Origin of the sequence: Flavobacterium helocola (genome assembly GCF_038289885.1) — a bacterium.
Classification (GTDB): Bacteria; Bacteroidota; Bacteroidia; order Flavobacteriales; family Flavobacteriaceae; genus Flavobacterium; species Flavobacterium cheniae.
The window spans coordinates 209,072-234,890 of the sequence record NZ_JBBYHT010000004.1 but is presented as its reverse complement, the minus strand read 5'-3'; the positions used below and the strand labels follow the sequence as shown (position 1 = coordinate 234,890).

27 protein-coding genes and 1 pseudogene are annotated in these 25,819 nt (G+C 31.9%); 4 read left to right on the top strand and 24 right to left on the bottom strand.

Annotated features, from left to right (window positions below; genetic code table 11):
• Positions 1–37 precede the first annotated feature (37 nt).
• Both AAEO58_RS09900 and AAEO58_RS09895 read right to left on the bottom strand, forming a co-directional pair.
• Positions 38–883, bottom strand: coding sequence for a hypothetical protein (locus tag AAEO58_RS09900; RefSeq protein WP_341683250.1), 846 nt, complete (start codon positions 881–883; stop codon positions 38–40).
• A 116-nt stretch (positions 884–999) separates the two neighbouring features.
• Positions 1,000–1,374 carry a hypothetical protein gene (locus AAEO58_RS09895; RefSeq protein ID WP_341683249.1) on the bottom strand — a complete coding sequence of 125 codons (375 nt, stop codon included), beginning with the start codon at positions 1,372–1,374 and terminating at the stop codon, positions 1,000–1,002.
• A 121-nt stretch (positions 1,375–1,495) separates the two neighbouring features.
• Here AAEO58_RS09895 and AAEO58_RS09890 point away from each other — a divergent pair, with 121 nt between their 5' ends.
• From AAEO58_RS09890 to AAEO58_RS09880, 3 genes are all read left to right on the top strand, one after another.
• The gene (locus tag AAEO58_RS09890; protein WP_341683248.1) at positions 1,496–2,083 is read left to right on the top strand and encodes a Crp/Fnr family transcriptional regulator; all 588 of its coding nucleotides are present in this window, start codon (positions 1,496–1,498) and stop codon (positions 2,081–2,083) included.
• The gene (locus AAEO58_RS09885) at positions 2,083–3,300 is read left to right on the top strand and encodes a hypothetical protein (protein ID WP_291138473.1); all 1,218 of its coding nucleotides are present in this window, start codon (positions 2,083–2,085) and stop codon (positions 3,298–3,300) included. Before AAEO58_RS09890 ends, AAEO58_RS09885 begins: the two co-directional genes overlap by 1 nt.
• An 86-nt stretch (positions 3,301–3,386) precedes the next feature.
• Positions 3,387–3,941: a fasciclin domain-containing protein gene (locus AAEO58_RS09880; RefSeq protein ID WP_341683247.1), complete on the top strand. Its 555-nt coding sequence runs from the start codon at positions 3,387–3,389 to the stop codon at positions 3,939–3,941.
• A 106-nt stretch (positions 3,942–4,047) separates the two neighbouring features.
• Here AAEO58_RS09880 and AAEO58_RS09875 read toward each other — a convergent pair whose 3' ends face one another.
• The 18 genes and pseudogenes from AAEO58_RS09875 to AAEO58_RS09790 form a co-directional block, all read right to left on the bottom strand.
• Positions 4,048–4,419, bottom strand: a complete 372-nt coding sequence (locus AAEO58_RS09875) for a group III truncated hemoglobin (RefSeq protein ID WP_291138468.1) — start codon at positions 4,417–4,419, stop codon at positions 4,048–4,050.
• A gap of 36 nt (positions 4,420–4,455) precedes the next feature.
• Positions 4,456–5,223 carry an ABC transporter permease subunit gene (locus tag AAEO58_RS09870; RefSeq protein WP_341683246.1) on the bottom strand — a complete coding sequence of 256 codons (768 nt, stop codon included), beginning with the start codon at positions 5,221–5,223 and terminating at the stop codon, positions 4,456–4,458.
• Positions 5,207–5,929 carry an ABC transporter ATP-binding protein gene (locus AAEO58_RS09865; RefSeq protein ID WP_341683245.1) on the bottom strand — a complete coding sequence of 241 codons (723 nt, stop codon included), beginning with the start codon at positions 5,927–5,929 and terminating at the stop codon, positions 5,207–5,209. Before AAEO58_RS09865 ends, AAEO58_RS09870 begins: the two co-directional genes overlap by 17 nt.
• Entirely contained in the window at positions 5,926–7,155 is a 1,230-nt protein-coding gene (locus AAEO58_RS09860; RefSeq protein WP_291138459.1) for a nitrous oxide reductase family maturation protein NosD, read from the bottom strand. Before AAEO58_RS09860 ends, AAEO58_RS09865 begins: the two co-directional genes overlap by 4 nt.
• Positions 7,156–7,161: 6 nt before the next feature.
• On the bottom strand, positions 7,162–7,581 hold the full coding sequence (locus AAEO58_RS09855; RefSeq protein WP_341683244.1) for a nitrous oxide reductase accessory protein NosL: 420 nt from the start codon (positions 7,579–7,581) through the stop codon (positions 7,162–7,164).
• Positions 7,582–8,166, bottom strand: coding sequence for a hypothetical protein (locus AAEO58_RS09850; protein ID WP_341683243.1), 585 nt, complete (start codon positions 8,164–8,166; stop codon positions 7,582–7,584).
• A gap of 163 nt (positions 8,167–8,329) precedes the next feature.
• Positions 8,330–10,315, bottom strand: a complete 1,986-nt coding sequence (gene nosZ, locus AAEO58_RS09845) for a Sec-dependent nitrous-oxide reductase (protein ID WP_341683242.1) — start codon at positions 10,313–10,315, stop codon at positions 8,330–8,332.
• Positions 10,316–10,378: 63 nt separating this feature from the next.
• Positions 10,379–10,858, bottom strand: coding sequence for a c-type cytochrome (locus tag AAEO58_RS09840; RefSeq protein WP_291138447.1), 480 nt, complete (start codon positions 10,856–10,858; stop codon positions 10,379–10,381).
• A 168-nt stretch (positions 10,859–11,026) separates the two neighbouring features.
• On the bottom strand, positions 11,027–11,461 hold the full coding sequence (locus tag AAEO58_RS09835) for an OsmC family protein (protein ID WP_341683241.1): 435 nt from the start codon (positions 11,459–11,461) through the stop codon (positions 11,027–11,029).
• Between the two features lie 2 nt (positions 11,462–11,463).
• On the bottom strand, positions 11,464–13,272 hold the full coding sequence (locus AAEO58_RS09830; RefSeq protein ID WP_341683240.1) for a hypothetical protein: 1,809 nt from the start codon (positions 13,270–13,272) through the stop codon (positions 11,464–11,466).
• 120 nt (positions 13,273–13,392) lie between these two features.
• Positions 13,393–13,632, bottom strand: coding sequence for a cytochrome C oxidase subunit IV family protein (locus tag AAEO58_RS09825; protein WP_264369722.1), 240 nt, complete (start codon positions 13,630–13,632; stop codon positions 13,393–13,395).
• 10 nt (positions 13,633–13,642) lie between these two features.
• A complete protein-coding gene (locus AAEO58_RS09820; protein ID WP_341683239.1) occupies positions 13,643–14,212 on the bottom strand; it encodes a cytochrome c oxidase subunit 3 in 570 nt (189 codons plus the stop codon).
• Positions 14,209–14,721 (bottom strand): annotated as a pseudogene (locus tag AAEO58_RS09815) (carbonic anhydrase). The gene AAEO58_RS09820 and the pseudogene AAEO58_RS09815 overlap by 4 nt, the downstream one beginning before the upstream one ends.
• A gap of 164 nt (positions 14,722–14,885) precedes the next feature.
• Complete coding sequence (locus AAEO58_RS09810) at positions 14,886–15,854, bottom strand: DUF438 domain-containing protein (RefSeq protein ID WP_341683238.1); 969 nt, start codon at positions 15,852–15,854, stop codon at positions 14,886–14,888.
• A gap of 1 nt (position 15,855) precedes the next feature.
• Positions 15,856–17,622 carry a nitric oxide reductase activation protein NorD gene (locus tag AAEO58_RS09805; RefSeq protein WP_341683237.1) on the bottom strand — a complete coding sequence of 589 codons (1,767 nt, stop codon included), beginning with the start codon at positions 17,620–17,622 and terminating at the stop codon, positions 15,856–15,858.
• A gap of 13 nt (positions 17,623–17,635) precedes the next feature.
• Positions 17,636–18,421, bottom strand: coding sequence for a CbbQ/NirQ/NorQ/GpvN family protein (locus AAEO58_RS09800; RefSeq protein ID WP_341683236.1), 786 nt, complete (start codon positions 18,419–18,421; stop codon positions 17,636–17,638).
• 108 nt (positions 18,422–18,529) lie between these two features.
• Positions 18,530–19,867: a cbb3-type cytochrome c oxidase subunit I gene (locus AAEO58_RS09795; RefSeq protein ID WP_341683235.1), complete on the bottom strand. Its 1,338-nt coding sequence runs from the start codon at positions 19,865–19,867 to the stop codon at positions 18,530–18,532.
• Between the two features lie 16 nt (positions 19,868–19,883).
• Positions 19,884–20,318: a c-type cytochrome gene (locus AAEO58_RS09790; RefSeq protein WP_291138420.1), complete on the bottom strand. Its 435-nt coding sequence runs from the start codon at positions 20,316–20,318 to the stop codon at positions 19,884–19,886.
• A gap of 164 nt (positions 20,319–20,482) precedes the next feature.
• On the opposite strand from AAEO58_RS09790, the gene ric reads away from it, so the two are divergent.
• Complete coding sequence (gene ric / locus AAEO58_RS09785) at positions 20,483–21,205, top strand: iron-sulfur cluster repair di-iron protein (RefSeq protein WP_341683234.1); 723 nt, start codon at positions 20,483–20,485, stop codon at positions 21,203–21,205.
• A 127-nt stretch (positions 21,206–21,332) separates the two neighbouring features.
• On the opposite strand, the gene AAEO58_RS09780 is transcribed toward ric, so the two are convergent.
• From AAEO58_RS09780 to nirK, 4 genes are read right to left on the bottom strand one after another with little or no spacing between them, the layout of a single operon-like run.
• Positions 21,333–22,610 carry an alginate export family protein gene (locus tag AAEO58_RS09780; protein WP_341683233.1) on the bottom strand — a complete coding sequence of 426 codons (1,278 nt, stop codon included), beginning with the start codon at positions 22,608–22,610 and terminating at the stop codon, positions 21,333–21,335.
• Between the two features lie 28 nt (positions 22,611–22,638).
• Positions 22,639–23,232 (bottom strand): SCO family protein, encoded by a 594-nt coding sequence (locus AAEO58_RS09775; RefSeq protein ID WP_264369731.1) that lies wholly within the window; start codon positions 23,230–23,232, stop codon positions 22,639–22,641.
• Between the two features lie 23 nt (positions 23,233–23,255).
• Positions 23,256–24,041 (bottom strand): formylglycine-generating enzyme family protein, encoded by a 786-nt coding sequence (locus AAEO58_RS09770; RefSeq protein ID WP_341683232.1) that lies wholly within the window; start codon positions 24,039–24,041, stop codon positions 23,256–23,258.
• A 16-nt stretch (positions 24,042–24,057) separates the two neighbouring features.
• Positions 24,058–25,524, bottom strand: coding sequence for a copper-containing nitrite reductase (gene nirK / locus AAEO58_RS09765; protein ID WP_341683231.1), 1,467 nt, complete (start codon positions 25,522–25,524; stop codon positions 24,058–24,060).
• Positions 25,525–25,819 lie beyond the last annotated feature (295 nt).

The following is a 25,819-nucleotide window of genomic DNA, read 5'->3' as shown; positions in this document are numbered from 1 at the left end:
ACTAAAAGAGATAATGACCTTTTTTTAGATGAGATTATTAGAATTCAATTTCAAAGAAAATACTACTAGCAGTAACGGTTTCTGTTATCTCTTCTCCTTTTAAAACAGTTCCTTCTGCATTTGCTAATTGTAGATTTATTTTCCAATACCCCGTCATAGTTAACGATAATTTTCCATCGTATAATCCACCAGTAGTAGCTTGTGTCGCATGAACGTTATTTGGAGAAGTATGATTTCCCATACTAGGCATTCTTGGGTCGATTTTTACAGTATAACCATCCACAACTGGGAAAGTCATCATATTTTGCATTTTCCAAACACCAACTTGCATGTTATTAATTGCAACTTTTGGATGATGAGGCTCAATGTAAGCAACTAAATACTTAACACCATCTGAACCCGTAAATGTATTTACTTTTCGTTTTGTAGAAGCTGGCACATCAATTACAGAAGTAACAGTATAATTAACATCATTTATAGTATAATCGATTTTTAAATCCCAATATTCTGTATCGTTTTGCGCCATTTGGAACATGATATATCCTTCGTACAATGTTCCATTTTCAGTTACTTTTTCCACAGCTGAATATGGGCATGAATGCGACATAGAAGTCATGTGCATAAGTGGAGCCCAACTCACTTCTGCATTTTTAATGTATTTGTCTGTAGTGTTGTCTTTAATTCTTAAGCTAATTTCATTGTATCCTTGTTCTAAACTTCCCATGTGAGAATACAATTCAATAGTATGTGTATCGTTAGTGATTTCTTTAAATTTAGTAATTCCTTCTAATTCATTTACAGCAGTTTCATCATCGTTTGAACAAGACACGAAAGTTAAGGCCATAGCAAAAATGGCTACAATATATTTTATTGAAGTTTTCATTATATTTTTTAATTAAAGTGATTGTAATTGCATCTGAAATGTGATTTTTCAGAGAAATTATGATATAAGTTGAGTGGGTTAATTCAGAAAATGAACTAACAAAAACCAATATTTAATTAAGAAATAAATGTAGGCGGATGAAAGAAGGCACAATCATTCAAGTGAAAGTATAAGTTAGAATAATTGTTACCAATTGAAGTTTTATTTAAAAAATAAATTTGTCTAATCTCAATAGGTTTAATTTCTTGAAAAAATACAATTTCAGTTTGCTCGAAAGTTATTTTTTTATCAGAAGAATTATCAGAATTGCCTTCTGAAGCTTTTGCTAATTCTTTTGTTAAATGACACTTCCCATTACATTTTAGTTCAGGTTTCAATTTATTTTCACAAAGTTCATTAACAATATAATCATAATTAACCACGTATTCTAAAACCGGAAGTATTGGCTTTAAAAACATTAAAAGTGTTAGTATGACTAGTAATTGCTTCATGGAACAAATTTACATGAAATAAATTAGCGTTTAATATGATTTCAGTCATATTTTGTTTAATTTTATTGAGATTAATTTGTGCTTTATCTAAAAAAAATAAAGCCTTAAACTTAACTCCTTTATGCAGATAGATTTAGATTTATTATTTACTTGGGGAGCTATTGCCAAAGAGTACAAGAAAAATGAAATTATTTTCTATGAAGAGGAATCGGCAAATTTTTATTATCAAATCATTGAGGGTTGCGTAAGAATGTTCAATTCAAATGAAGAAGGAAAAGAATTTACTCAAGGCTATTTTAAAAATGGTCAGAGTTTTGGAGAACCTCCTTTATTTATTGATGAAGTTTATCCATCAACAGCGATAGCTTTTAAAGATTCTAAGCTAATTAAAATTTCGAAAGAGAAGTTTTTAAGGATTTTAGAGGAATATCCATTTATTCAGAAACAGTTCTTGAATCTGATGGCCGAACGAATTCACACTAAAGCTAGAACCACAAAAGACATTGTAAATCAAAAACCTGAATTTAGAATCATTGCGTTTTTAAATGCACATAAAAATCCAAATTGTCCTAAAAAAGAATTGGTTGAATTTACAAGACAAGAAATCGCCAACTTTACTGGTTTACGTGTTGAAACTGTGATTAGAGAACTTTCAAAATTGAGTAAAACAAATAAAGTGGAAATTATTAATCATAAATTATATTACTAATGCTGTTTAAAACATCATTTTGGATCCGATTTTCAATATTTAATCTACTTTTAGTAGCTCTTCTTGGTCTTTTAATGCGCTATAAAATAGGTTTCGAATTTCCACTACTTGATCAAAAAAGTTTACAACATTCGCATTCTCATTTTGCCTTTGCTGGTTGGGTTAGTCATACTTTAATGACCTTACTTATTTCGTTTCTACAGAAATATGACCTTAAGAATAAAATCATTTTTAAAAAATATAATTCTATTTTAATTGGAAATTTAATTTGTTCTTATGTGATGCTATTCTCATTTATTATTCAAGGATATGGCACCGTTTCAATTACTTTTTCTACCCTTTCAATTTTTGTTTCTTATTGGTTTGCTTATGTATTTTTTAAAGATTGTAAACAAATTGAAACAGAATCTATTGCTGTAAAATGGTTTAAAGCAGCTTTATTTTTTAATGTAATTTCTTCTTTAGGTACTTTTGCATTGGCTTTTATGATGGCCACCAAAAACATCCATCAGAATGAATATTTGGCTTCCATTTATTATTATTTACATTTTCAATATAACGGTTGGTTTTTCTTTGCTTGTATGGGATTATTATTGGATTATTTAAAAATCACAACTAGTTCAAATCGTATTTATTCTCAATCGTTTATACTTTTATTTTGGTCATGTATTGCGGGTTATTTTTTATCAACGCTTTGGTTAAATTTACCTCTTTGGATTTATATTATAACTGCCATTTCTGCTGTTGTTCAAGTAATTATTTGGTATTTATTATTCAAAACTATTATTAAAGAGAATAAATCCATCTTTGTTAATCTTCCAGGATACTTAAAATATTTAATTATTTTTATCAGTTTGGCTTTAAGCGTAAAATTTTTATTGCAATTAGGTTCAACTATCCCTGCAGTAAGTGAATTAGCTTTTGGTTTTCGACCAATTGTGATTGCTTATTTGCATTTGATTTTATTAGCTATTATTTCGCTATTTCTTCTATTTTACGTTTATGCAAATAATTTTGTAGTAATAAATAAAAAAACCATTTTAGGACTGATTCTATTTAGTCTTGGAGTTATTTTAAATGAAGTAGTTTTGGGAATTCAAGGAGTTGCATCATTAAGCTACACTTTAATCCCTTTCATAAACGAAAGTTTATTTGGGATTGCCTTACTTCTTTTTACAAGTATTTTATGGACAACTTTTTATTCAAAAAAAAGATAAAAAAGTATTTTTTATGATTCAACTCATAAAATAATATTCAGATAATCAAGTACTTTGTGTATATAAATTTTTACATATTGTACATTATGAAAAATTCCATTAAAACTTTATTATTAGCCAGTTTACTAATTACATTTGGTTGTAAACAAGGCGAAGAAACAACTTCAGAGTCTACATCTGAAACAACTGAAGTACCATCTGGCGGACAGGAAAATGTGGTTGATGCTACATCAAATCCAAATATTGTACAAGTTGCATCTGGAAGTAAAGATCACACCACATTAGTAACAGCAGTTAAAGCGGCTGGATTAGTAACTTCTCTTAGTAACGCTGGACCTTTTACTGTTTTTGCTCCTACTAATGCAGCATTTGATAAATTACCTGCTGGAACCGTTGAAGGGTTATTAAAACCAGAGAAAAAAGGTGATTTAGAAAATGTATTAGGTTATCATACTTATGTAGGCTCACTTAAAACAGAATATATGCAAGATGGTCAAGAATTTGATATGGTATATGGTGGGAAAGTAAAAATTACCAAACAAGGAGAAAAAACGTTTGTTAATGGATCTGAAATTGTTGCTACAATTGAAACATCAAATGGAATTATTCATGTAATTGGTGACATTTTACTTCCAAAATAAGAAACAATTATTAATTCATCTTTTTTATAAAGGTAAAAAGCGTAGACTTTACTAGTTTACGCTTTTTGTTTATATGCTTGCTATGATAATTATTAATAAAGATATATTAACTTAATGTTTTATACATGATTACATTGGCAATATTGAGTGCTCTTTCTTTAATTTCTGTTGCTTTTTCACCTTCAAATAACGTATCAACGGTAGCGGTAAACAAGTGTACCCAATGTTCGAAATGTTCGGGTCTCATAGGACATTTACTATGTAAATCCTTATGTACTTGCATTGGACTTCCGCTATAATTTCCGGTGTAAAAAAGTATGTTTTCCCAAAAATCGTACATTTTAGGCAAGTGCTCATCCCAATTTACTTTAGCAATTTCAGTAAACAGAAATCCTATTACCGAATCGGTTTTAATAGTATCGTAAAAAGTATTTACTAAAAGTTCAATATCTTTTCTATTTCTTATATCTGTTTTCATTACTGCAATTTGATTTAGTAGAAAAGCAAATTTCTGTTATAAGTCTTTCTTGTTGAATTTTCGCAATGAAATGAAAAAGGGAATAATTGCCCACAAACTCAACAATCCAAAAGAAACAATTAAGCCAATGGATGTACCAAAGAAATCTTTAAATATAGCGCCGGTGTACCCCATCATTGCTGAAACATCTAAATGCAATAAAATTTGAATTCGCGCCAAATCTATCGGACTAAAAGCGGTAATACCTACCATCATATTTTCAATTGGATATTCGGCTAATTGAAACAATAAAAACAATACCATTCCGTCAAATAATAGTGCGAAATACAACCAAATCATTATTGCTAAACCAATTCCTTTTGCTTTATCTCGTGTTAAAATTGAACTCAAAAAAGCCAAAGCAACAAATATGACCGAAATTAGACATCCATTGAGCAACATCATAAAACCGATACTATCTGGAGAATTAATCAATAACGGAATCCCTGCTCCAATAAAAAAAGCAAAAACCATAGCCGATGAAAGTCCGAAAAACAAACTCAACCAAATTTTTCTTCTTTTTATAGGCTGACTTAGCAAAAGCTCAATAAACTCGGCACTGTTGTACAAATAAATCGTCGCGAATAATATAGAAACCAATGGAACTGTAAATAAAATTACGTTTAAGATAGTCAATAATCCTTTTGCAGAATTGTCTTCCAATGCAAAAGAACTCCAAGATAAAATTGACAAAATCAGCGTGTAAGCTAGAACAATCTTATTTCTGATGATGTCTGATAAGATGATTTTAATTATTCGATTCATTTTTTTTGTCCTTTAAAATTTTAGCAATGGCTTTTGATATTTTTTCTTCTCCGGTATTCGCTTTTAATTCGTCTACTTTTTGATGAAAATGCACTTTTCCTTCCTGCATGAAAATGATTTCAGTAATTAAATCGTCAAGTTCACTTAGTAAATGCGAGGTAATCAAAATCAATTTTCCTTTCTCTTTTTCTTTGATTATTTTTTCTTTCAATACCTCAGCAGCTAGCGGATCTAAACCTGCGGTGGGTTCGTCTAAAATCAGTACATCTGGATTAAAAAGAAACGCTAAAACCGCACTTACTTTTTGTGTGGTTCCACCAGATAAAGTTCGCATTTGCTTATCAAACATTTTCTCTAATTCGAAAGCATTGAATAAATCTTCGTCCAAATTGTTAGAAGAATTTCGAATTTTTTTTATCATTTCAATAATTTGACCAATAGTCATATTATCTGGATATCTTCCAATCTGTGGCATGTAGCCAATTTTTTCTCTGTACAGATATTCTCCTAAAACAGAGTTTCCGTTAAAATGAATTGTTCCGGTATCAGGCAGAACCATTCCTAAAACCGCTTTTATCAAAGTGGTTTTTCCACATCCGTTTGGACCAATTAAAGCGATGCATTCTCCTTTTTTACAAGAAAGATTGATGTTCGTTAAAACTTCAAATTTTCCAAACTTTTTATTCAGGTCTTTTATCTCAATCATAGTGGCAGTGACTTCATTAAGGGCTTATTATCAATAAAATTATCTGGTGTTATACTAGGTAATACTTTTTCAGATTTATCTAAAAGCGTTATCATAAAACTTCGATACAACAACATGGCAGAAGGCGTGTTTTCGGTAAGTACAGCAAATAAACTGAGCGGATGATAAGGAACGTCGCCCATCCCATCTTTATTTAAATCATAACCTTCATATTTATCCCAATAATTAGCATTGAATGTGTTTAAAACCAAGCTACCATTGGTACTAATATCAAAAGTGTTTTTTAAAAAATTATTGTTTACAATTTCGTTATCCATGCAACTAGCTTGGATTTTCATTCCCCAACCATTTGATTTAAAAACGTTTTTTTCTACTTTAATTCGGGAAGTTCCTTCCATGTAAATTCCGGAAGTATTTTGAGCGAATCGATTATTGAAAATATAACTATCTGAAATTTCTTTCAGCAATAACCCATAGGCCGAATCTCCCCAATTTTCCTCAAAATAGTTATTGAACATTTTTACATTTTTGGTAAACATAACAGCTACTCCAGCACCATTATTTTTAAAAACATTAGTAATATAAGCATCGTCATTTGAAAACATGAAATGTAATCCGTATCGTATGTTGTTATTAGCAATATTTCTCCAAATTACGGAATTCGTAACAAATTCGAAATAAATTCCGTCTCGGTGACCTTCAATTCTATTAGCAATAATTAAAATATCTTTTGATTTCCAACAATGAATTCCGTTGCCTAATTTTTGCTCTTCTTTTCCATATGCCTTTAGCGTATTATTTTTAATAATACAGTTTTGAGAATTTTGTAGATATATTCCAAAAAAATTATCGTCTAAAACATTATTTTGAATTAAAACATGACTTTTATTGTAAACTTTGATGCCGCATGGATCTGTAATAGTTGCATAAGCGCTTCGTATTACCTTGAAACCATCAACTACAACACTATCAGCGTGTATTGATAAAACTTCATGCTTTTTTTCACCATCTAAAACAGGTAAATCTTTTCCTAAAAAAACAATTTTTTTATCAATTATTATATTTCCTTCTTTGTACCATCCACTATGTACAATAACTGTATCACCCACTTTAGCTAAACTAATTCCTCTTTTAACAGACTTAATTGCATATTTTTTACCTACGTGAATAGTGGTGGCTTTTAGAGAAAGTGAAAAAAAAAGGAAAATAATTAAAAAATATTTCATTTGATTTTATTTAATTATTTCACTCCAAGATGTTGGATTTGCTTTATATTTTTCAATTACTATATTTGCTTCTTCCTCTGTTTTTACAGCAATTATATTGCCACGCATTGGGCTATTAATCTCCCCTCCTTTCGCATAAAAAGCAGTTTCAGCAGGAATCAAAATATTATTTTCACTAAAATCATGAATATAAAAAGATTGAATATTTGTTGTTCGATTTTCTTTGTGATAACTAATCATACAATGCATATCATCAAACTTATAAATTCTTCCTTTATTAGTAATTAATTCTGCTCCGAATTTTCCGTCTGAAATTTTCATTTTACAAAACTCACATGCGTCTGAATTTAACTTAATTGGTTCTGCTTCTTTTGTTACACAAGAAACTGATAATAATAAGATTAAAAGATAAGATAACCATTTCATTTATATTGATTTTTTAAATTTAAATTCTTTAAGAACTATTGCAAATAATAAAATCCCAGCACCTACAAGCATCCATCCGCCTATATCTGGAATGGAATACGCTCCAAAATTCAATAACTGTTTGTAACCAATTAATGGAGGTTGATAAGCCATACCAGGTACTTTTATTGCGGCATTAGGATCAAGATTATGTCCATATTCGTAATTCCATCTATAAAAATCAAATCCTGCAAGAATTACAAAGAGTATAAATATTACAAGAAAGCCAAAAACAGCTTTTCTATTGTTAATGAATACTAAAATTAATGAAGTTAATGCAAAAGCACCAAAAATATAAGGAAGAACTGTAAATTCAAAAAAGTTTTCTGAATGTAAAGTTGCCATACCAATGTAGTGATTTAACCCATTTATTATATCAACATCTCCACCAATTTTATTTGCATGAAGTTGTAACATTAGTCCTTCTGGGTATTGTGGAGCATCTAATTCAATTCTCCACATGGGCACAAATAATGAACCAATAAATAATAATCCTACTAGTACTAACAAAACTTTAGAAAGTATTGTTAAATTGTTTTCTTTCATGATTTCTATTTTTATGTTAAAATCATAGATTGTTTTAAATAAATTATTGTATTTTTTCTTACAATTAGAAAAACAATAATGACTTTTAATTATAGTTTTAAGTGAAGATTTTTTGTTTTATTGGTTGAAAAAAATTAGGGAGCATTCCTGCTCCCTAAAAAAATTATTTTGTTGAAGAAGCTGGTAAATTTGTACCTAAGCTATAACTAATTGGCACATTACTTCCTGCAGGAGAAACTCTAATGTATCCTGACATTTCTTGGTGTAATGCACTACAGAAGTCTGTACAATAAAATGGAACAATACCAACCTTAGATGGTTTCCAATTTAAAGTTGCAGTCTCTCCTGGCATAATTAGTAATTCAGCTGTTTGTGCTCTTCTAATTGAGAATCCATGAGGAACATCCCAATCTTGTTCAAGGTTTGTAATGTGGAAATATACATCATCTCCTACTTTAATTCCTTCAATATTATCTGGAGAAAAGTGTGAACGAATCATGGTCATGTAAACATGTACTTTATTTCCTTCTCTAACTACTTTTGTTTCCTTTTCACCTTTGGCAACTCTTGGATGTTTATTGTTTTTTAAATCGTAAAATTTCAACTGTCCATTATTACGAATCAAATCAGCTGGAGCTGCTTGAGCATAATGTGGTTCTCCAATAGTTGGGAAATCTAATAATAGCTTCATTTTATCTCCACTAATATCATATAATTGAGCAGATTGTGTTAATTCTGGACCAGTTGGTAAATATCTGTCTTTCGTAATTTTGTTATACGCAATTAGATATTTTCCGAAAGGTTTTTTTGAATCACCACCAGGAATACATAAGTGACCTACCGAGTAATAAGTTGGAACTCTATCTAAAACTTTTAATGTTTTGATATCCCATTTCACTACTTCAGAAGATACGAAGAATGTGGTATAAGCATTTCCTTTCCCATCAAACTCAGTATGTAAAGGTCCTAATCCTGGTTTTTGAACTTCTCCATGAAGAACAGAATTGTATTTTAAAACTGGAATTCCTTCATAATCACCTTCATAATCTTTTTTACCAATAGCTTTTACCATTTTATCAAAGCTAAATACTGGAATTAATGCTGCTAATTTACCAGAACCCACTATATATTCACCTGTTGGGTCAACATCACAACCATGAGGTGATTTCGGGCATGGCATTAAATAACAAATATCTTTCATTGCCATAGCGTCTAAAACTAAAACTTCATCTTTAATTACTGAAGTTCCTGTATGCGTTTCGTCATTCCATGTGTTATGTGCATATTTTGTTTTTTCAATTTTACCTTTACCAGCTTTGATATATTCTTCAGCTTTTTTCCAATTGACAGCCATGATAAAATCTTTATCATTTTGAGAAGCATTTACTTCTAAAAGGGTATTTGCTTGTTCAGAATTGTAACAAGTGAAGAAAAACCATCCATGAGATTTTCCTTTACCAGCATGGGAAAGGTCAAAATTCACACCTGGTAAACGTAATTGGAAAGATAAATCCATTTTACCAGATTCTTTATCTACTTTAATAAAACTGATGTGAGCTTTAAAATTTTCTTTATACGTATTAATTGGCACATCTCCTTTATCGTAATCCCCAGGTACACCAAAACGAGTTCCAGCAACTACATATTCTGTGTTTTCAGTAATAAAAGGTGAAGAGTGGTTACCAGCAGAGTTTGGTAACTCAATAATTTCTGAGGTTTTAAAACGTTTTAAATCAACTCTTGCGATACGTGGTGTGTTGTTTGCATTAGCAAATATCCATCTACCATCAACTTCACCGTTAGTTTGAGATAACTCTAAGTGATGTTGATCATCCCAAGGAATAAAACCTTCTGAAGTGTTTAACATAGGTTTTGTTTCTTCACTAAAACCCCATCCACTTTCAGGATCAACAGAGAAAATAGGAACAACCTTCAACATTCTACCGCTTGGAAGTCCATAAACACTCATTTGACCACTAAAACCACCAGATACGAAATTATAAAATTCATCGTATTTACCAGGTGCCACATAGACACGTTGGGCAGCATCTCCACTCACGGCATCCCCTGAATTTTTTGGTTTACATGAAGTAACCAAAGCACTTCCCAATACAATTACTAGAATTGCTTGTACAAATTTATTTTTCATGATATATGTAATTAAAATTTGGGATGTTGAGTCACTTTCACCCGATCCAACATCCTTATTCATTTATTTCACACCATCGTTTTGACGCATGTATTCCAAAATTCCTCTGGCTTCATCATCAGAAACACCTTGATTAGGCATACGAACCAAACAAATCTCAAGTTGAGCTTGCACTTCTGGGTCTTTGTCAATCATAGGATCTGGATTGGTAATGAAGTTCATAATCCATTGAGGAGTTCTTCTTTCGGTTACTCCTTTCCATCCTGGTCCAACTAATTTTTCATCTGTCATTTTATGACACGATGTACATTTTACACCTGCAACTTCTTCACCTTTTGTGGCCATCGCTTGATCTAAAGTTGCTCCTAACTCAACGGTATCGTATTTTCCTTCACCTCGTTTTGGATCATACGATGCAGGATCTGCTGCTTCAGTTGTAGCTTCGCCTCCACCAGGCTGATAATTATCTTCAGCAGACGCTTCTTTTTTACCACATGCTATAGCTAAAGCAAGAGATAAAACAAGTAAAATTGATTTGTTCATGATTTTTAATATTAAAATTATTACTACAAATTTCTGAAATTGAGCCGCTTAAAAGTATGATTACAATCATAAAAAAGGATATTTTTATCTTTATTATTAACAATTGTTTAATAAAAAAGGTTGTCTCCAAAACTGGAAACAACCTTTACAACAACCTATTTATAAAAATTACATTACCTTCACTTTAAAATCTAAAACCACATTTGAAATAATCGAATTAGAAATCAAACACGCCTTTTCTGATTTGTGCAAAATGCGTTCAGTTTTTTCTATCTGCTCTTGATTTTTGATGTACACTATTGGTTTTAAAATAATTTCTGTCATCAAGAATTTTCCTTCAACCGATTCTAAAACTCCTTCTGCTTTGCATTCAAATTTTTCGTATTCTAGCTTGGAATAGTCAGCAATGGCTAAAAAAGTAGTCATAAAACAACTTAAAACCGAAGCGGTAAATAAATGTTCAGGAGACCAATGGCCTGCGATTCCTTTATCAAATTCAGGAGGTGTAACCACCTCAATTGTAGATGGAAATTCAGGTGATGATAAAATCCCTTTTCTATCTCCTGTCCATTCTAAACTTAAATTATAACTGTGTTTTTCCATAATTAAGCGGGTATTGTATTAAATTCTAAACTTGTTAGTTGGGATTCCATTTTTAGCATTTCTTTTCTTATTACTTGGTTGTTACCTTGAAAATAAGAACTGTTTTCAAAAAACGATTTGTAATATGAAATTCCATTTAAAAGATTGATTTTAAACGTTTCCCATTTTTTAATCTGTTGAGGCGTTATTTCCAAAGCCTCATTAATTTGGTTAGTTAAATAGGAAACATATAAGCCTAATTCCTTAATAAACATATTGGGTCTATTTGTGTGATTTTCAATTTTATTTTTTCCATAGATGTGCTGAATCATCTCTTTTAGAGACACTTCATTTGAAAAATATGCCATATTAGGTCCAGGACAAACCACAACGCCTTGAGACTGTCCTTTAATTGGAATTCCAAGCTCTAAATGACTTGCATTTGCTAATCCAACGCACAAACATGATTTTTCGGTAATGGCTGTATATTCTTTCATATATGCTTCATAAGAAATCGAGTTACGTTTTTCTTCTAATTCTTCAATTTTCTTATCTTGATGTTTTTTAGATGCTGTACAACTTCCTTCTTTTTTATATTCTTTACTTAATGCTAAATATTTCTTAGGACACGAACTTCCGGCTTTTCCAGACGCAATACGTTGGCTTTTAAAAAAGTCATTGGTTGTTCCTTTGATGGTATTGAACGGAACTCCTAAAGGCGAAATGTTACTCAAATACAAATCTTCTTCTTTGGCATTGGCCAATAATTTTCGTGTTTCTATATCAACTGAAGTAGCTTCTGGTACTAGAAGAAATGGAGAACCCCATCCTACCGCATCCACTTGATAATGGTCTAATAAAAACTGGTGTTCTTCTGCTGTTCCTACTCCACCTTGAACTGTTATTTTTAAAACGGGTGGTTCGTTTGGAACTTCTTTATTTTTTGATGCTAAAGCATTTGTAAATAGCGAATAAGCTGATTGAATCAATTCATCTTTTTTATTTTTAAATTCTTCTAGAATTGGACCTAATAAAAATCCGTCGGTAGCAAAAGCGTGTCCGCCACAATTTAGTCCTGATTCGATACGATATTCAGAAACCCAAAGTCCTTTTTTAGCTAGAAAATTTCCTTGAATCATTGCCGAACGAAAATCGCTTACTTTTAGAACAATTCTCTTTTGAAATTGTCCGTTGGTATCGGGATAAAATTCGTTAAAAGATTCCATGTAACCGTATAATCTTGGATTCATTCCAGCAGAAAAGATTACTGATGAATTTGTTGTACTGTTTACAAAACCTCTCAAAGCGGCATGAGCATCGTTATAGATTACTGGCAATTGTTCGTCATCAATAAAGTTATCTTTATCAATTTTTGTCATGATATTCACATCGATACTTCCAGGTGCAAAATGATGGTCTAGAATAGTTTTCAACTCCATCATATTGTTTTTTCCAGACGCTATTACTTGTTCCAATTGCAATTTTAATTCAGAACTTGAAGGTAAAATGGTGATAAAATCTTCTAATTGTGTTCTTTTTTCTATCAATTCTGATTTGAATGATTCGAATTTTTGAGTCACCACTTTATCTAATAAATTCAGATAATTAGTAATTCGCTTTGCTCTAAAATCTTCTACCTTTTGTGATATTTCTTCGTAAGGATGTTTGAATTTTTCAGCGTAAAAAGCGGTCATTTTTTCAATCAAATCGTCATCCATAATAGAAATTACAGAATCAATTCCGTATTGCGCCACTCGCATTGGACTATCAATAGTGAAAGCCAATCCCATAACGGGAATGTGAAAAGTGTGTACGTTTTTTTGTAAAGTCATATTGTTTTCTTGGTTATTTTTGAGTTCGATTTATTTCTTAACGAAATAAATATTGACAAATAAAGTACAATCCTTCAGATTAATATATGATTATTATCATGCTTTGAAAATTGGAAGAGTTTAGAGTAAAATCACTAAAATGATTCCCATTAAACCACCAAAACCTAATATCAAATATTTCCAAAAAGGATGCGCTTTTTTTAATTCCATAAACTGAAAAGCCACCAACCAAAACTTAATTAAAGCTAAACTTACAACTGTTATTGCCATAATTTCTGCACTTACATTTAATGCTAAAAAAGCTGCGATTACGGTAAGTGCTAACAACAAAATAAACGTAGAAGAAATAGTGTCTTTCATAATCTATCATTTAAAAAAGTAAATAAAGTACTGGGAATAAAAGCAACCAAATTAAATCGCACATGTGCCAAAAACTGGCACTGGCTTCGATATCTTCAAAGGATGCTTCTGTTTGTTTTTTTCTGATGGAAAACGTAATTATTATTAAAATTACCAATCCCACGATAACATGTATAAAATGAAAACCCGTTAACAACCAATAAAAAGTGAAAAACGAATTGTAATCCATATCTAAGCCAACAGCTAATTTTTCATAATATTCTATTGATTTTAAAACTAGAAATCCGAAACCTCCAACCATTGCCCAATTGAAATAGGATACTGTTTTTTTGACATTGGATGCTTTAAAAAAGTGAATTCCTTTGGCAACAAAAAATCCGCTGGTTAACAACAGAATCGTATTTATAGTTCCAATTGTTTTATTCAGTTTTAAACTACTATTGTGAAACAATTCACGTTCTTCTGAACCGTAATAAGCCAAAGCTAAAATAGCCATTCCAAAAGTGATGAGTTCTAGATAAATGATTATCCAGATTAAAATGCCTCCTGGTGGATAATATATTGATTTTGTATTGTTCATGATTGTAATAATTCGACTTTTCCAGTGTGTAAATCGTAAAAAGTTCCTACTATTTTGATTTTTTTCTTGTTGACCAATTCTCTAATAATTTGACTTGATGACAAAATATGATCTATGGTTGAAAGTACGTTTAATCGTCCCGCTTCATTGGATTAATGTTCAGGTAATGGATACGTTCTATGATGGCTAAAAGCTACTTTAATTTGATTGGTTAACTGTGTAAGATGTCCCAAATTCACATTATCGATTGCCCCTTGAACCGCACCACAATTGGAATGTCCTAACACAACCAATAATTTGGTTCCTTTTACCTGAACAGCATATTCCATGCTTCCTAAAATATTGTCGTCTTCGATATTTCCAGCAACACGTGCTACAAATAAATTTCCAATTCCTTGATCAAAAACAATTTCGGGCGGTACACGCGAATCGATACAAGACAACACAAAAGTGTGCGGATGTTGGTCTTTTTCTGAATGGTGTGCTTCATCAATAAAATCATGATGCATCAATTTATTGTTTACAAATCGCTCGTTTCCTTCTATCAATTCTTTTACTGCTTCATCCGCTGTTTTAGGTGCATGATAATGTTCTATTGTTTCACAAGAAAAAATAAAAAGGATAAAAATGCTGAATAAAATGGTATCTATAATTCTCATAATTTTCTAATTAATTATTTCCATTCTAACAATCGTTTTTCGCCATCAATTTGCTTGATATCGGTAATATCTTGCGACATTTCGATTACGCCTTTATATCGTTTTTGAGTATCTCTAACTGCGAAATAGCGAATGTAAATCAGACGTTCTTTGTAGTTAATCCAGAAAGAAGCTTCGTTTTGTTCGCCTTTTCTAAACGCTTCTAAAATTTGCAAAACGGTATCCACACTTTTAGGCGGATGACAAAAACGAACTTCTCTACCAATAATTCCAGCACTTCTTGGGAAAACACGTTCTTCACCTCGATTGTAGAAAATCACTTTATCGTTTTCATCAACATAAGTTAAATCGATAGGTAACGTTTTGAAAAGTAGATTTACTTGTTCAATTGTCATGAAGCCTTCATCATAATGCGCTGCATTTTCGTTGAAAACAACATCCGCTCTTCGTTCCGTATCTTGTGATGGATGAATGTATTCCGATTCTTTAGGGAATTTTGGAGGTGTTTCGGCTAACATCCAACCAATTTCTTCTTCTCCTTTTCGCATTTTAATCCAATCTTCTTCTGATAATAAATCCAACGCATTCGGAAACAAAACATTTTCTTCTACCTCCAATAAACGATATAAATTTTGAGATATTAAATTGGTATTGTGTTTGGCTGAAGTAAAATCTTGGTCTTCCAAATTTTTTCTAACAATGCGAAACATTTCTCTAATCGTATCATGAAACGACCACATATTACGCGATGGTCCTCTCCAACCTTTTTGTTCTAAGAACGGAAATAATTGATTTTCTTTTCGTTCAAAACGTTTTTCAACTGTTGCTAAATGATTAAAAACATTATAGAATTTCTGAAATTCTTCTTTTGGATTAATAGTATTTAATTCTTCTAATAATTGATGTATTAAATCGGTTTCTACGAAATAAGTATGAATGGGATGTCCTTCAATCACGTTTGTATGTGTTTCTGATGTTGACATTTTATTGATGTTTGATTTTCTCATAAAGTTTTACCAATGATTTCAGCAAAGCTTCAGGAGATGTTAATATTTGATAATGATTTTGACCGAACATTTGCGGTAAATAATATTTGGCTTGCGCTTCGATGGCTAAGGCGTACGAATTAATTTTTCGCTCGTTTAGTTCTCGTAATGCTTGTTTGATGTCTTGAATACCGTGTTGACCTTCGTATTTATCGTAATCGTTTGGTTTTCCATCGGAAAGAACGATAATCCATTTATTTTTGGCATCCAATTGATCCATTCGTGCTCCTGCATGACGTAAAGCGGGACCAATTCGAGTGTAGCCATTAGGTTCAACTGCGCCTATTTTATGTTTGGCTTTGTCCCAACTTTCGTTGAAATCTTTCAAAGTTAAATAGGTTGTGAAATTTCTGGTTTTGGAATAAAATCCGTCAATCGCAAAATCGATGTCGAACTCATGTAAAATTTCACCAAATAAAATGGAAACTTCTTTTTCTACATCAATCACCCGATTTCCAGCGGCATAACCATCGCTTGAAAGACTAATGTCTAACAAAACCAAAATAGCAATTTCTTTATTTTTCTTTCTTTGGGATAAATAAATGCGTTCGTCTGGCGATTTTCCAGAATGAATATCGGTATATAAATCGGTTAACGCGTCTAAATCGAAAGCGTCACCTTGTAATTGTCTTCGTTGTTGTTGCATTTTATTATTCACGCTAGTAAGCATTTTTCGTAAACCATTTAAAGTGGTTTTGTACTTTGCCATCGTGTTTTTATAATAAGTTGCGTGAGTTTTAAGTTGGGTTTTCGGATATACTTTACAGAAGTTTGTTAAGTAATTTCGTTTTTTGAAATCCCATTCGTTATATTTTAAATGGAAGCCTTTTTCATCTACCTCAGCACTTTCGGCTATGGAAGTATTTTCGACAAAGTCAGCCTGATAAACGGAATGCACCATATCGTCTACACGAACGGTAAACTTCATATTCATCTCTTCCAACGCTTCTTGATGTTGTTCTAAATCATCGGCACCATCAAAATCGCGCCAATTTCCGTTGAATTCTTCTGCAGTTTCAATTTTCTCGAAACTGTGCATTAACACATAATCTTCTTGTTGTTTTTTGTCGATAGTTAGCGATTCGATTTCTTCTACAGCTTTGGCATGAAGTGTGGTTTCGGCTACGACGTTATTTTGAATTTTCTTAGTATTGTCATCAAAATTTAGTAACACATTTTCATCTTCAATTTCGGGCGTATTTTTCATCCATTTTCCATACAGCCAAGAATAATCAATGGTTTGGTCTTTTTTATTGATGGGTAATTTTGACACCGCATCATAATAAAACTCTTGCATGGATGGATAATCCTGAAACATTTTTTCTAAAACCAATGGTGCGGTTTCTGTAGCTTTTTCCAAAGAAAGTTCAGGTGAATTGTCTAGGTTATCCCAATTCAAATTCAATTGTTTTTGAACACTCAAATACACCGTTCTGAAAAAATAAAATTTCAGGTTTTCTTCTTTTGTTGGAAATAGCGAAAAATTTATTGGAAGAAAGAAGTTTTTGTTTTTATACCCACCTTCGCGTTCGGCTGGAAAAATTTCGATTGGCGCACCAAATATGGCTCTTGCAAAAAGAGTTAATCTTGGTTTAATATCGGACAAATTGATTTGGCGACTAAGAGTTTCAACATCATTTAGTCGTTTATTTTTAAAGTATTTGAGTACTTTTTTATAAATAATCTCATCTAATTCAAAACCCATTTTTTCAATTCTTTTAAATCATTAAGTCACATAAATCTTTCAAAGCTTCAATGGTTTCTGTTTCGTCTGTCAAAGGTTCTACCACTGCTACGTGAACAGCTAGTCGTTTTGGTAATCCGTTATTGATAAGTTTGGCAGCGTCAACTAATAATCGGGTAGAAACAGTTTCGGTTAAACCTAATTCAGTAAGATTTCTAATTTTAGTTCCTATAGTAACTAACTTTTGAGCAATATCAGCTTCAATTCCTGTTTCGTTAATTAAAATTTCTGTTTCAACTTTTGGATTAGGATAATCGAATGAAAGTGCTACAAATCTTTGACGAGTTGATGGTTTTAATTCTTTAAATCCTTTTTGGTAGCCAGGATTAAAGGAAGCTACCAAAAGAAAATCAGGATGAGCTTTAATGGTTTCTCCTAACTTATCAATAAAAAGTTCTCTTCTATGATCGGTTAAGGAGTGAATGGCTACGATGACATCTGGTCGTGCTTCGGCAACTTCATCTAGATATAAAATATATCCGTTTTTTACGGCTATGGATAAAGGTCCATCAATCCAAATGGTTTCGGCTCCTTTGATAATGAAACGCCCAATTAAATCGGTTGCTGAAGTTTCTTCGTGGCAACTTACAGTAACTAATGTTTTATTCAATTCATTCGCCATGTATTCGATAAAACGCGACTTTCCGGAACCTGTTGGCCCTTTTAATAATAAAGGCAATTGCAATTGGTTAATCTGATTGAAAACTTCAATTTCTGAACCTACTGCTTTATAAAATATTGTTTTTTCTGCTACTATCATGACAATTTATTTTAAAAAAAACCGAAACCAAATGCTGGCAGCGACAACTCTAGGCACTTGGTCTCGGTTAGCTATTAATTTTAAATTTCTAACCAAAATAATTAATAACTATTCTTCTTTTACAAGTGCTTCATCTGTGGGTTTACCATATTTGATAAACTCAATAATGAATAATGTAATTCCTGTTGTAAAAAGGGTTGCACAAAGCAGTAACACTACGAAGTGAATTGCAATTTCATTTTGAACATCCATGAAATCTAATTTCATTTTACGTTCTAAATATACTTGAGCAACACCAGCAACTCCAAAAGCTACCGTCATTCCTAACATTCCCACATTTGACAACCAAAAAGCCATATGACCACTTGTATTGTTGTAACGTTTTCTTCCTGTTAAATTGGGCAACGCATAGCTGATTATTGCTAAAACAATCATAGCATAAGCACCCCAGAATGCGTAGTGACCGTGCATGGCCGTTACTAATGTTCCGTGTGTGTAAAGATTCGTTTGTGGTAATGTATGTGCAAAACCTAATAACCCAGCTCCTACAAAAGATACAATAGAAGCGCCGATTGTCCAGAATAAAGCAATTTTGTTTGGATGTGATTTTTCACCTTTTCTATACATGTACACTGCGAATAATGCCATCGCTAAGAACGCTAATGGTTCTAATGCTGAGAAAATTCCACCTACGATTAACCAAATTTTATTAACTCCTATATAATAATAATGATGACCTGTTCCTAATAAACCTGAAAGGAACGTTAATCCTACAATTACATATAACCATTTTTCAATAACTTCTCTATCAACACCAGTAAGTTTGATTAATAAGTACGATAAAATACCTCCCATGATTAGTTCCCAAACTCCTTCAACCCATAAATGGACTACCCACCAACGGAAGAATGAATCGGTAACTTGACTATCGAACCAAATCATACCAGGTAAATATAACAATGCTGCAAAAACCAATCCCATTGTTAAAACTAAAGCGGTTGTAGTTCTGCGTTCAGCTTTGTATAAAGTGGTTAAAATTAAACCTAAGAACAGTAAAACATTGATAACAACCAAAATATCTAATTCTCTTGGAATTTCGAGGAATTTTCGGCCTTCCCAAATATTAAAGTGATACCCAACGATAGCTAAAACTCCAACAACTGCTAAGGAAATCAACTGTACATATGCCAATTTCACATTAACTAATTCTCGTTGCGCTTCTTCAGGAATAATATAATATGCCGCTCCCATGAAACCAGTTAATAACCAAACTACTAATAAATTAGTGTGAACGGCTCTCGCAGTATTGAATGGAATAAAATCGTGAAGACCATCCATTCCGATTCGGGCAAAGCCCATAATAAAACCATAGATAATTTGTAATGCAAATAATAACATGCATAATCCAAAGAACCAATACGCTACTTTTTGTGATTTATATTTCATAACTCTATATTTTGGATTATTTTTTGTCTTTAGCTAAAGGAGAAACCACTCGATCAAAACCATTCAAATCAATGTTGCCAATCCATTTAAAGTAAGCGACCATCGCTTCTGCATCGGCATCATTCATTTCGTATTTGACCATTTTTCTGCCTTTTGGCCCCCAAGGAACTGGAGATTGTAAGACCGCTTTTACGTAGCCTTCTCCTCTTCTTTCAATTACCTTGGTAAGTTCTGGAGCATAATACGCTCCTTCACCAAGTATGGTATGACAACCCATACAATTATTCGATTCCCAAATTTCTTTTCCTCGAATAACTTTTGCATCAATCTTATCATGATAAGTTTGATCATTTTTAGGCATGAACGAATAGATAGTTAATCCAATAAAGACTAAAAAGGTAACTACTGTTCCACCTAAAAAAAATGCTCGTGCTTGTGATTTTGATAACATATTTTAGATATTAGTTAAGAATAATTTATAATTAAAGATATTTTTATCCTTTTTAATTATATAGCAAAATAACCAACAAAAAAAGTCATTAAATATGATTAGAATCATACAATAAAAAATACATTAAAGATAAATTTGTCTTTTATTAAATTAAATATAGAAACATGGTTATAGATTCAAACAAAACAGTAGGCACAATAGTAGCAGATGATTATAGAACTGCTGGTGTTTTTAGCCAATTAGGTATCGATTTTTGTTGTAAAGGGAACCGAACTATTGATGAAGTATGTGCAAAAAAAGGAATAGATAAATTTGCTCTTTTAGATGAATTAGAAAGAGTAACATCTAACAACAATAATCAAGGTATTGATTTTAAATCTTGGGAACTGGATTTATTGATTGATTATATTGAAAAAAAACACCATCGTTATGTGGAAGACAAAATCCCGCAATTGCTTTCGTTTTTAATTAAGCTAGAGCAAGTACATGGTGCACAACATCCAGAACTTTTTGAAATTAAAAAATTATTCAAAAGAAGTGCTGATGAATTAACGCAACACATGAAAAAAGAAGAGTTAATTTTATTTCCATTCATCAAAAAAATGGTGGAAGCCAATAGAAATAATTCACCTATAAATATTCCTGGATTTGGTTCTGTAGCCAACCCAATTGCAATGATGATGGAAGAACATGAAAATGAAGGTGAACGATTTGAAAAAATTGTAGAATTATCAAACAATTATACACCGCCTACAGATGCTTGTAACACGTACAAAGTAACGTACCAAATGTTACAAGAATTTGAAGCAGATTTACATGCGCACATTCATTTAGAAAATAATATTTTGTTTCCAAGTGCCGTTGTTTTACAAGATAAGTTTTATTAGTTAATTAGGTTCTTTAAACGGAGTCGTCATAATTACATGGCGACTCTTTTTAAAGTAAAAGGACTGCTAAATTTTATATTAGCAGTCCTTTTTTAATTAACAATAACCCTATTTATAATTAATTAACCTATTTTTTATATGTAAACAATTGCGGATTAAATGATACCATTACCCAAGCCCAATTGTTGCAATTGCTGTTATTCCCTCCTTTTAAGACTTCCATAGTATCACTAGCTAACATTTTTGAAATACCACCAGTAATCAGAAAATTTTTATCCACTTTATAAGATATTGTTACATCAATTTCAGTTCCTAAATAATTGTCTTGTTTTTCTAAAGTTGTCATGTTATAAACCGATTCAGCACTATAAAAAAGGTGTGGCGATAATGTTACTTGCCATTTATTCTTATCGTAAATGAATTTGGTATAAAAATCTTGTAATCCAACCGAACTTTTATGATTTCCGACGTAGAAATAATCCATTATACCATTGAAGCCGTGGTTGGTTCCAAATAATGGTGTGAATGATTTTACTTTAGTATCGGTATCATTTTGATCTTTACCTGATAAATATTCGAAACCTAATTCGGCTTTAAACGGAGCTGTAAATTTATATCCCAAATTAAATCCCGCATAATACGCACCAACATCTACTTTATCATTAGTAACTGCAGCTTCTCCTGTTTGAGCATACAAACCGAAATCTCCATAGAATTTAGAAGTATCCCATTTTCCATAAGTTCCGATGGTTTGTAAATACGCTACTTGGAATTTATTTTCGATTAAATTTTCATATTGGTATCCATTATTTAGAGCTAAAAAGCTCAAACTTAGTTTTGAAAATTTCTGGTTGAACCAAATAAACTGCATGTTTTTGTAATTCGTCACATAAGCGGATTCGTATAAAGCTTCGTTGTTGTTATTCAACGCAGCACCGAAATCCAACTGGTATTTATTTTTCTTATTTGTAACCAAAACCGCATCGTGACTTTGCCCTTGTTGTAACCAATCGATACCGCCCATGATTCTTTGATTGTCGTAAGAAAGCACTTGTCGACCGAATTTAGCTGTCCAGTTTGTATTGAAATCATACGAAATCCAAGATTCGAATAGGGTCACTCCATTTTTATCCGATGGTGAAGTTGTGGCTACATCGCCCCAAACTCTTACGTTTTGAAACGATAAATTGGCTTTAAATTTTTCTTGTTTGTAAAAGAAATTCATCCTCGAGCGTTGGGAAACAAATGAAGTTGGATATAACTCATCTTTCATTAATTCTTTGAATCCGTTTCGGTATTCAAATCGAGGTCTAATTTGTAGGTTGACGTCTAACTCTTGAGCAAAAGAACCTGCTGTCGAAATTGCAAAAGCAACTGCAACTAGAATTTTATTATGAAGTTTCATTTTTTATTGATTTTTTTTGGGGAAGCCACTACTCTACTTTCGCTGCTTCTTCTTTGATTTTTGAAACCGTTTTATCGTAACTAACTCCTAAACCTTCTTGTTGGAATGCTAATTCACCTTCCGCATTAAATACACTAATTATATTGGAATGTGAGAAATCAATTGGAGATATTTTTTTATAATTTACTGCTAAAACCGCTGCAAACTCTCTAGTGTTTTCTTCATTAGAACGTAAGAAAACCCATTGATTTCCAGTCATTTTATTTTCGATAGAAAAATCTTTTAATCGTTTTGGAGTATCTACTGTTGGATCGATACTTACTAAAACCATTTGGACTTTATCTTTGTATTCTTCCGGAATTTTAGATTCAATATTTCGCATATCAGCTACTAATCTTGGACAAGCTGATTTACATGAAGTATAAATCATCACCATAACTAGTACTTTTCCTCTCAAATCTTTCAGTTCAATATCTTTTCCGTCTTGATTGGTCCATTTTTCAGGCAAATTATAAATTGATAAATCGGTTATAGGTTTATCTTTTATATTTTGTTTTTCTTCATTTGAATTGCATCCTAAAATAAAAATAGAGGCAATTACTAGTAAAATTATCTTTTTCATGACATATTTTTTTAATTGAAAACTCAATTAGAGATGTTTTTGGCACATCTGAAGCCCAAATTTTTTGTAGTGTAATTCGCTTTTATACTGCCTCTAAAAGCATAGCGCATAAAAGCGGCATAATTCATTAAATCGGTTGCGTTGACAGAACCACTTCCGCAGAACAAATCTTTATCGGTATCTTTATCTTTTCTAGATTCTCCTGATAAAAAGATGCTGTTAAAATCGAAAGTCCATTCCCAAACTAGTCCGTGCATATCGTAAACGCCCCAATAATTTTTGAATGTTTTCCCTACGGAATTGTTGTAAGTTTTATTTTTTTCATACCAACTCAAGATGTATTTATTGAATTCTTCTCGTGAACGAGCATCTTTTCTTTTTTCGTCTGCCATGGCTACATATTCCCATTCATCTAATGTTGCTAATCTTTTACCTTGGCATTCGCAATATTCTTTTGCAGCAAACCAAGAAACATTGGTAACAGGCGCATTTGGATTTAATTTACCGAAATTCAAATCGCCACTCCATTCATATAAGTAAGTAGTATTGGCAAAAAGACGTTTGATTTTTGATTTTCGGTAAGCCGAATTGGTTTTTAAGAATTCTAAATATTCTTGATTTGTAACCGGATATACATCTAACAAAAAGGATTTGATGTAGACTGGTTTTTTATCTGCAGTTCCATATAAAGGAACATAACTCCCTGCTCCTATGGTTACCATATCTTCGGATACCTGAGAAAAAGAAATGGAAACCCAAAATAATAAAAATAGGCAGTAGTGAAATCGTTTAATAAATTGAGCTTCCATTCTTTATTTTTTTATATTAATGTATATCTTTTGTTTTTGGTGCTGGTTTTGCTCTCTGCGTTTTAACCATTTCTGGAGTTACTTTGGTTTTGTTGTTTCCCCAACTATTATATACATAAGTTAAAACATCTGAAATTTCTTGATCCGTAAGGTTTTGACTAGTCATTACTGAATTAAATTTTTTACCATTCACTGTAATTTCGCCGCTTAAACCATGAAGTACTGCGCTTATAGCTCTATTTGGATCTGCATTTAAGAAATCTGATTTAGATAGCGGAGGGAACGCTGCAGGAATACCTTGTCCTTCTGACTGGTGACATGCAAAACAAGTTCTTGAATAAATGTTTTTACCATCTGTCATTTGTTGGCTTAAAGTTTTATTAACGACAACTTCTTTACCATTACCAGTTTTTGGCATATTTTGGATGGTTCCTCCTTCTGGATGATATATTCCTTCTTGAGTAGTACCTGAGTAAATTTTAGCATTTTCGGCTCCTTCTACTTTTAACATTCCTAAGGCTCCTTTATTAAATGCTCTAAAAATGGAATGGTCTACTAAAATAAATGTTCCAGGAACATCCACTTTAAACTCTACAATAGCTGAACCACCAGCAGGAATTAAAGTAGTTTGTACATTTTTGTTGATCATGTCACCACCTTCTATATGTACTTTATCAAAAATTTCTCCAATAACGTGAAAGGATGAAACTAAGTTTGGACCACCATTACCCATGTAAATTCTAACTGTTTCACCTACTTTAGCGGTTAAAGCTTTATCACCTGTTAAAGCACCTACTTTTCCGTTAAAGACTACGTAATCCGCATGTTCATCTACTGCTTTTGTCATGTCAAAAGGTTGCATTCCTGGTTCTCCATATTTACCTTTCGTATAAAAATCACCTTGCATTACGTAGTATTCTTTGTCTACTGGAGGTAAACCCCCTTCTGGTTCTACCAAAATTAAACCATACATTCCGTTTGCAATGTGCATTCCCACAGGAGCTGTTGCACAATGGTACACATACAATCCAGGATTAATACATTTAAAATTAAATGTTTTTTCATGTCCTGGCGCTACTAAAGAAGATGCTGCTCCACCACCTGGACCTGTAACGGCATGTAAATCGATGTTATGAGGCAATTTGTTGTCTGGGTGATTTTTCAAAGTAAATTCAACTTCATCACCTACTCTAGTTCTAATAAAACTTCCTGGAACACTACCTCCAAAAGTCCAGTAAACATACTTAACACCGTCGGCCATTTCTCCTTCGATTTCTTTGATTTCCATGTTTACAATTAATTTTTTAGCAGGACGATCTCCAACAGGTTTTGGAACAAATGGAGGTGCTGTTAGTTCTGCAATCATTTGATCACCAACTGCAATATCAGCGTAATTGGTGGTTGAGTCACCGTTTTGTTTACATGCTATACTTGCCGCACAAGCTACACATAATAACAAAACTTTTTTAATAAAATTACTCATGGTAGAAAAATTAGTTTTAAATATTGGTTTAAATAATAGTTTCGTTACTATCATTTTATAGGTCAAAATTAAAAGACAAAAACATCCTTTAATATGATAAAAATCATGTTTCAAAAAAAAGTTAAAAAAATATTAAATTAATTAAGTTCAAAAAAAAAGAATATTAAGATATAGTCTTTAATGATTTTAAAGAAACAGATTAATTGTAGGGTCGATAAAAAATCACTGCAAAATTTAGCAGAAATCATAATTTTTAATTAATAGTAGAGCAATAAAAAAACTTCAATTCAAAACA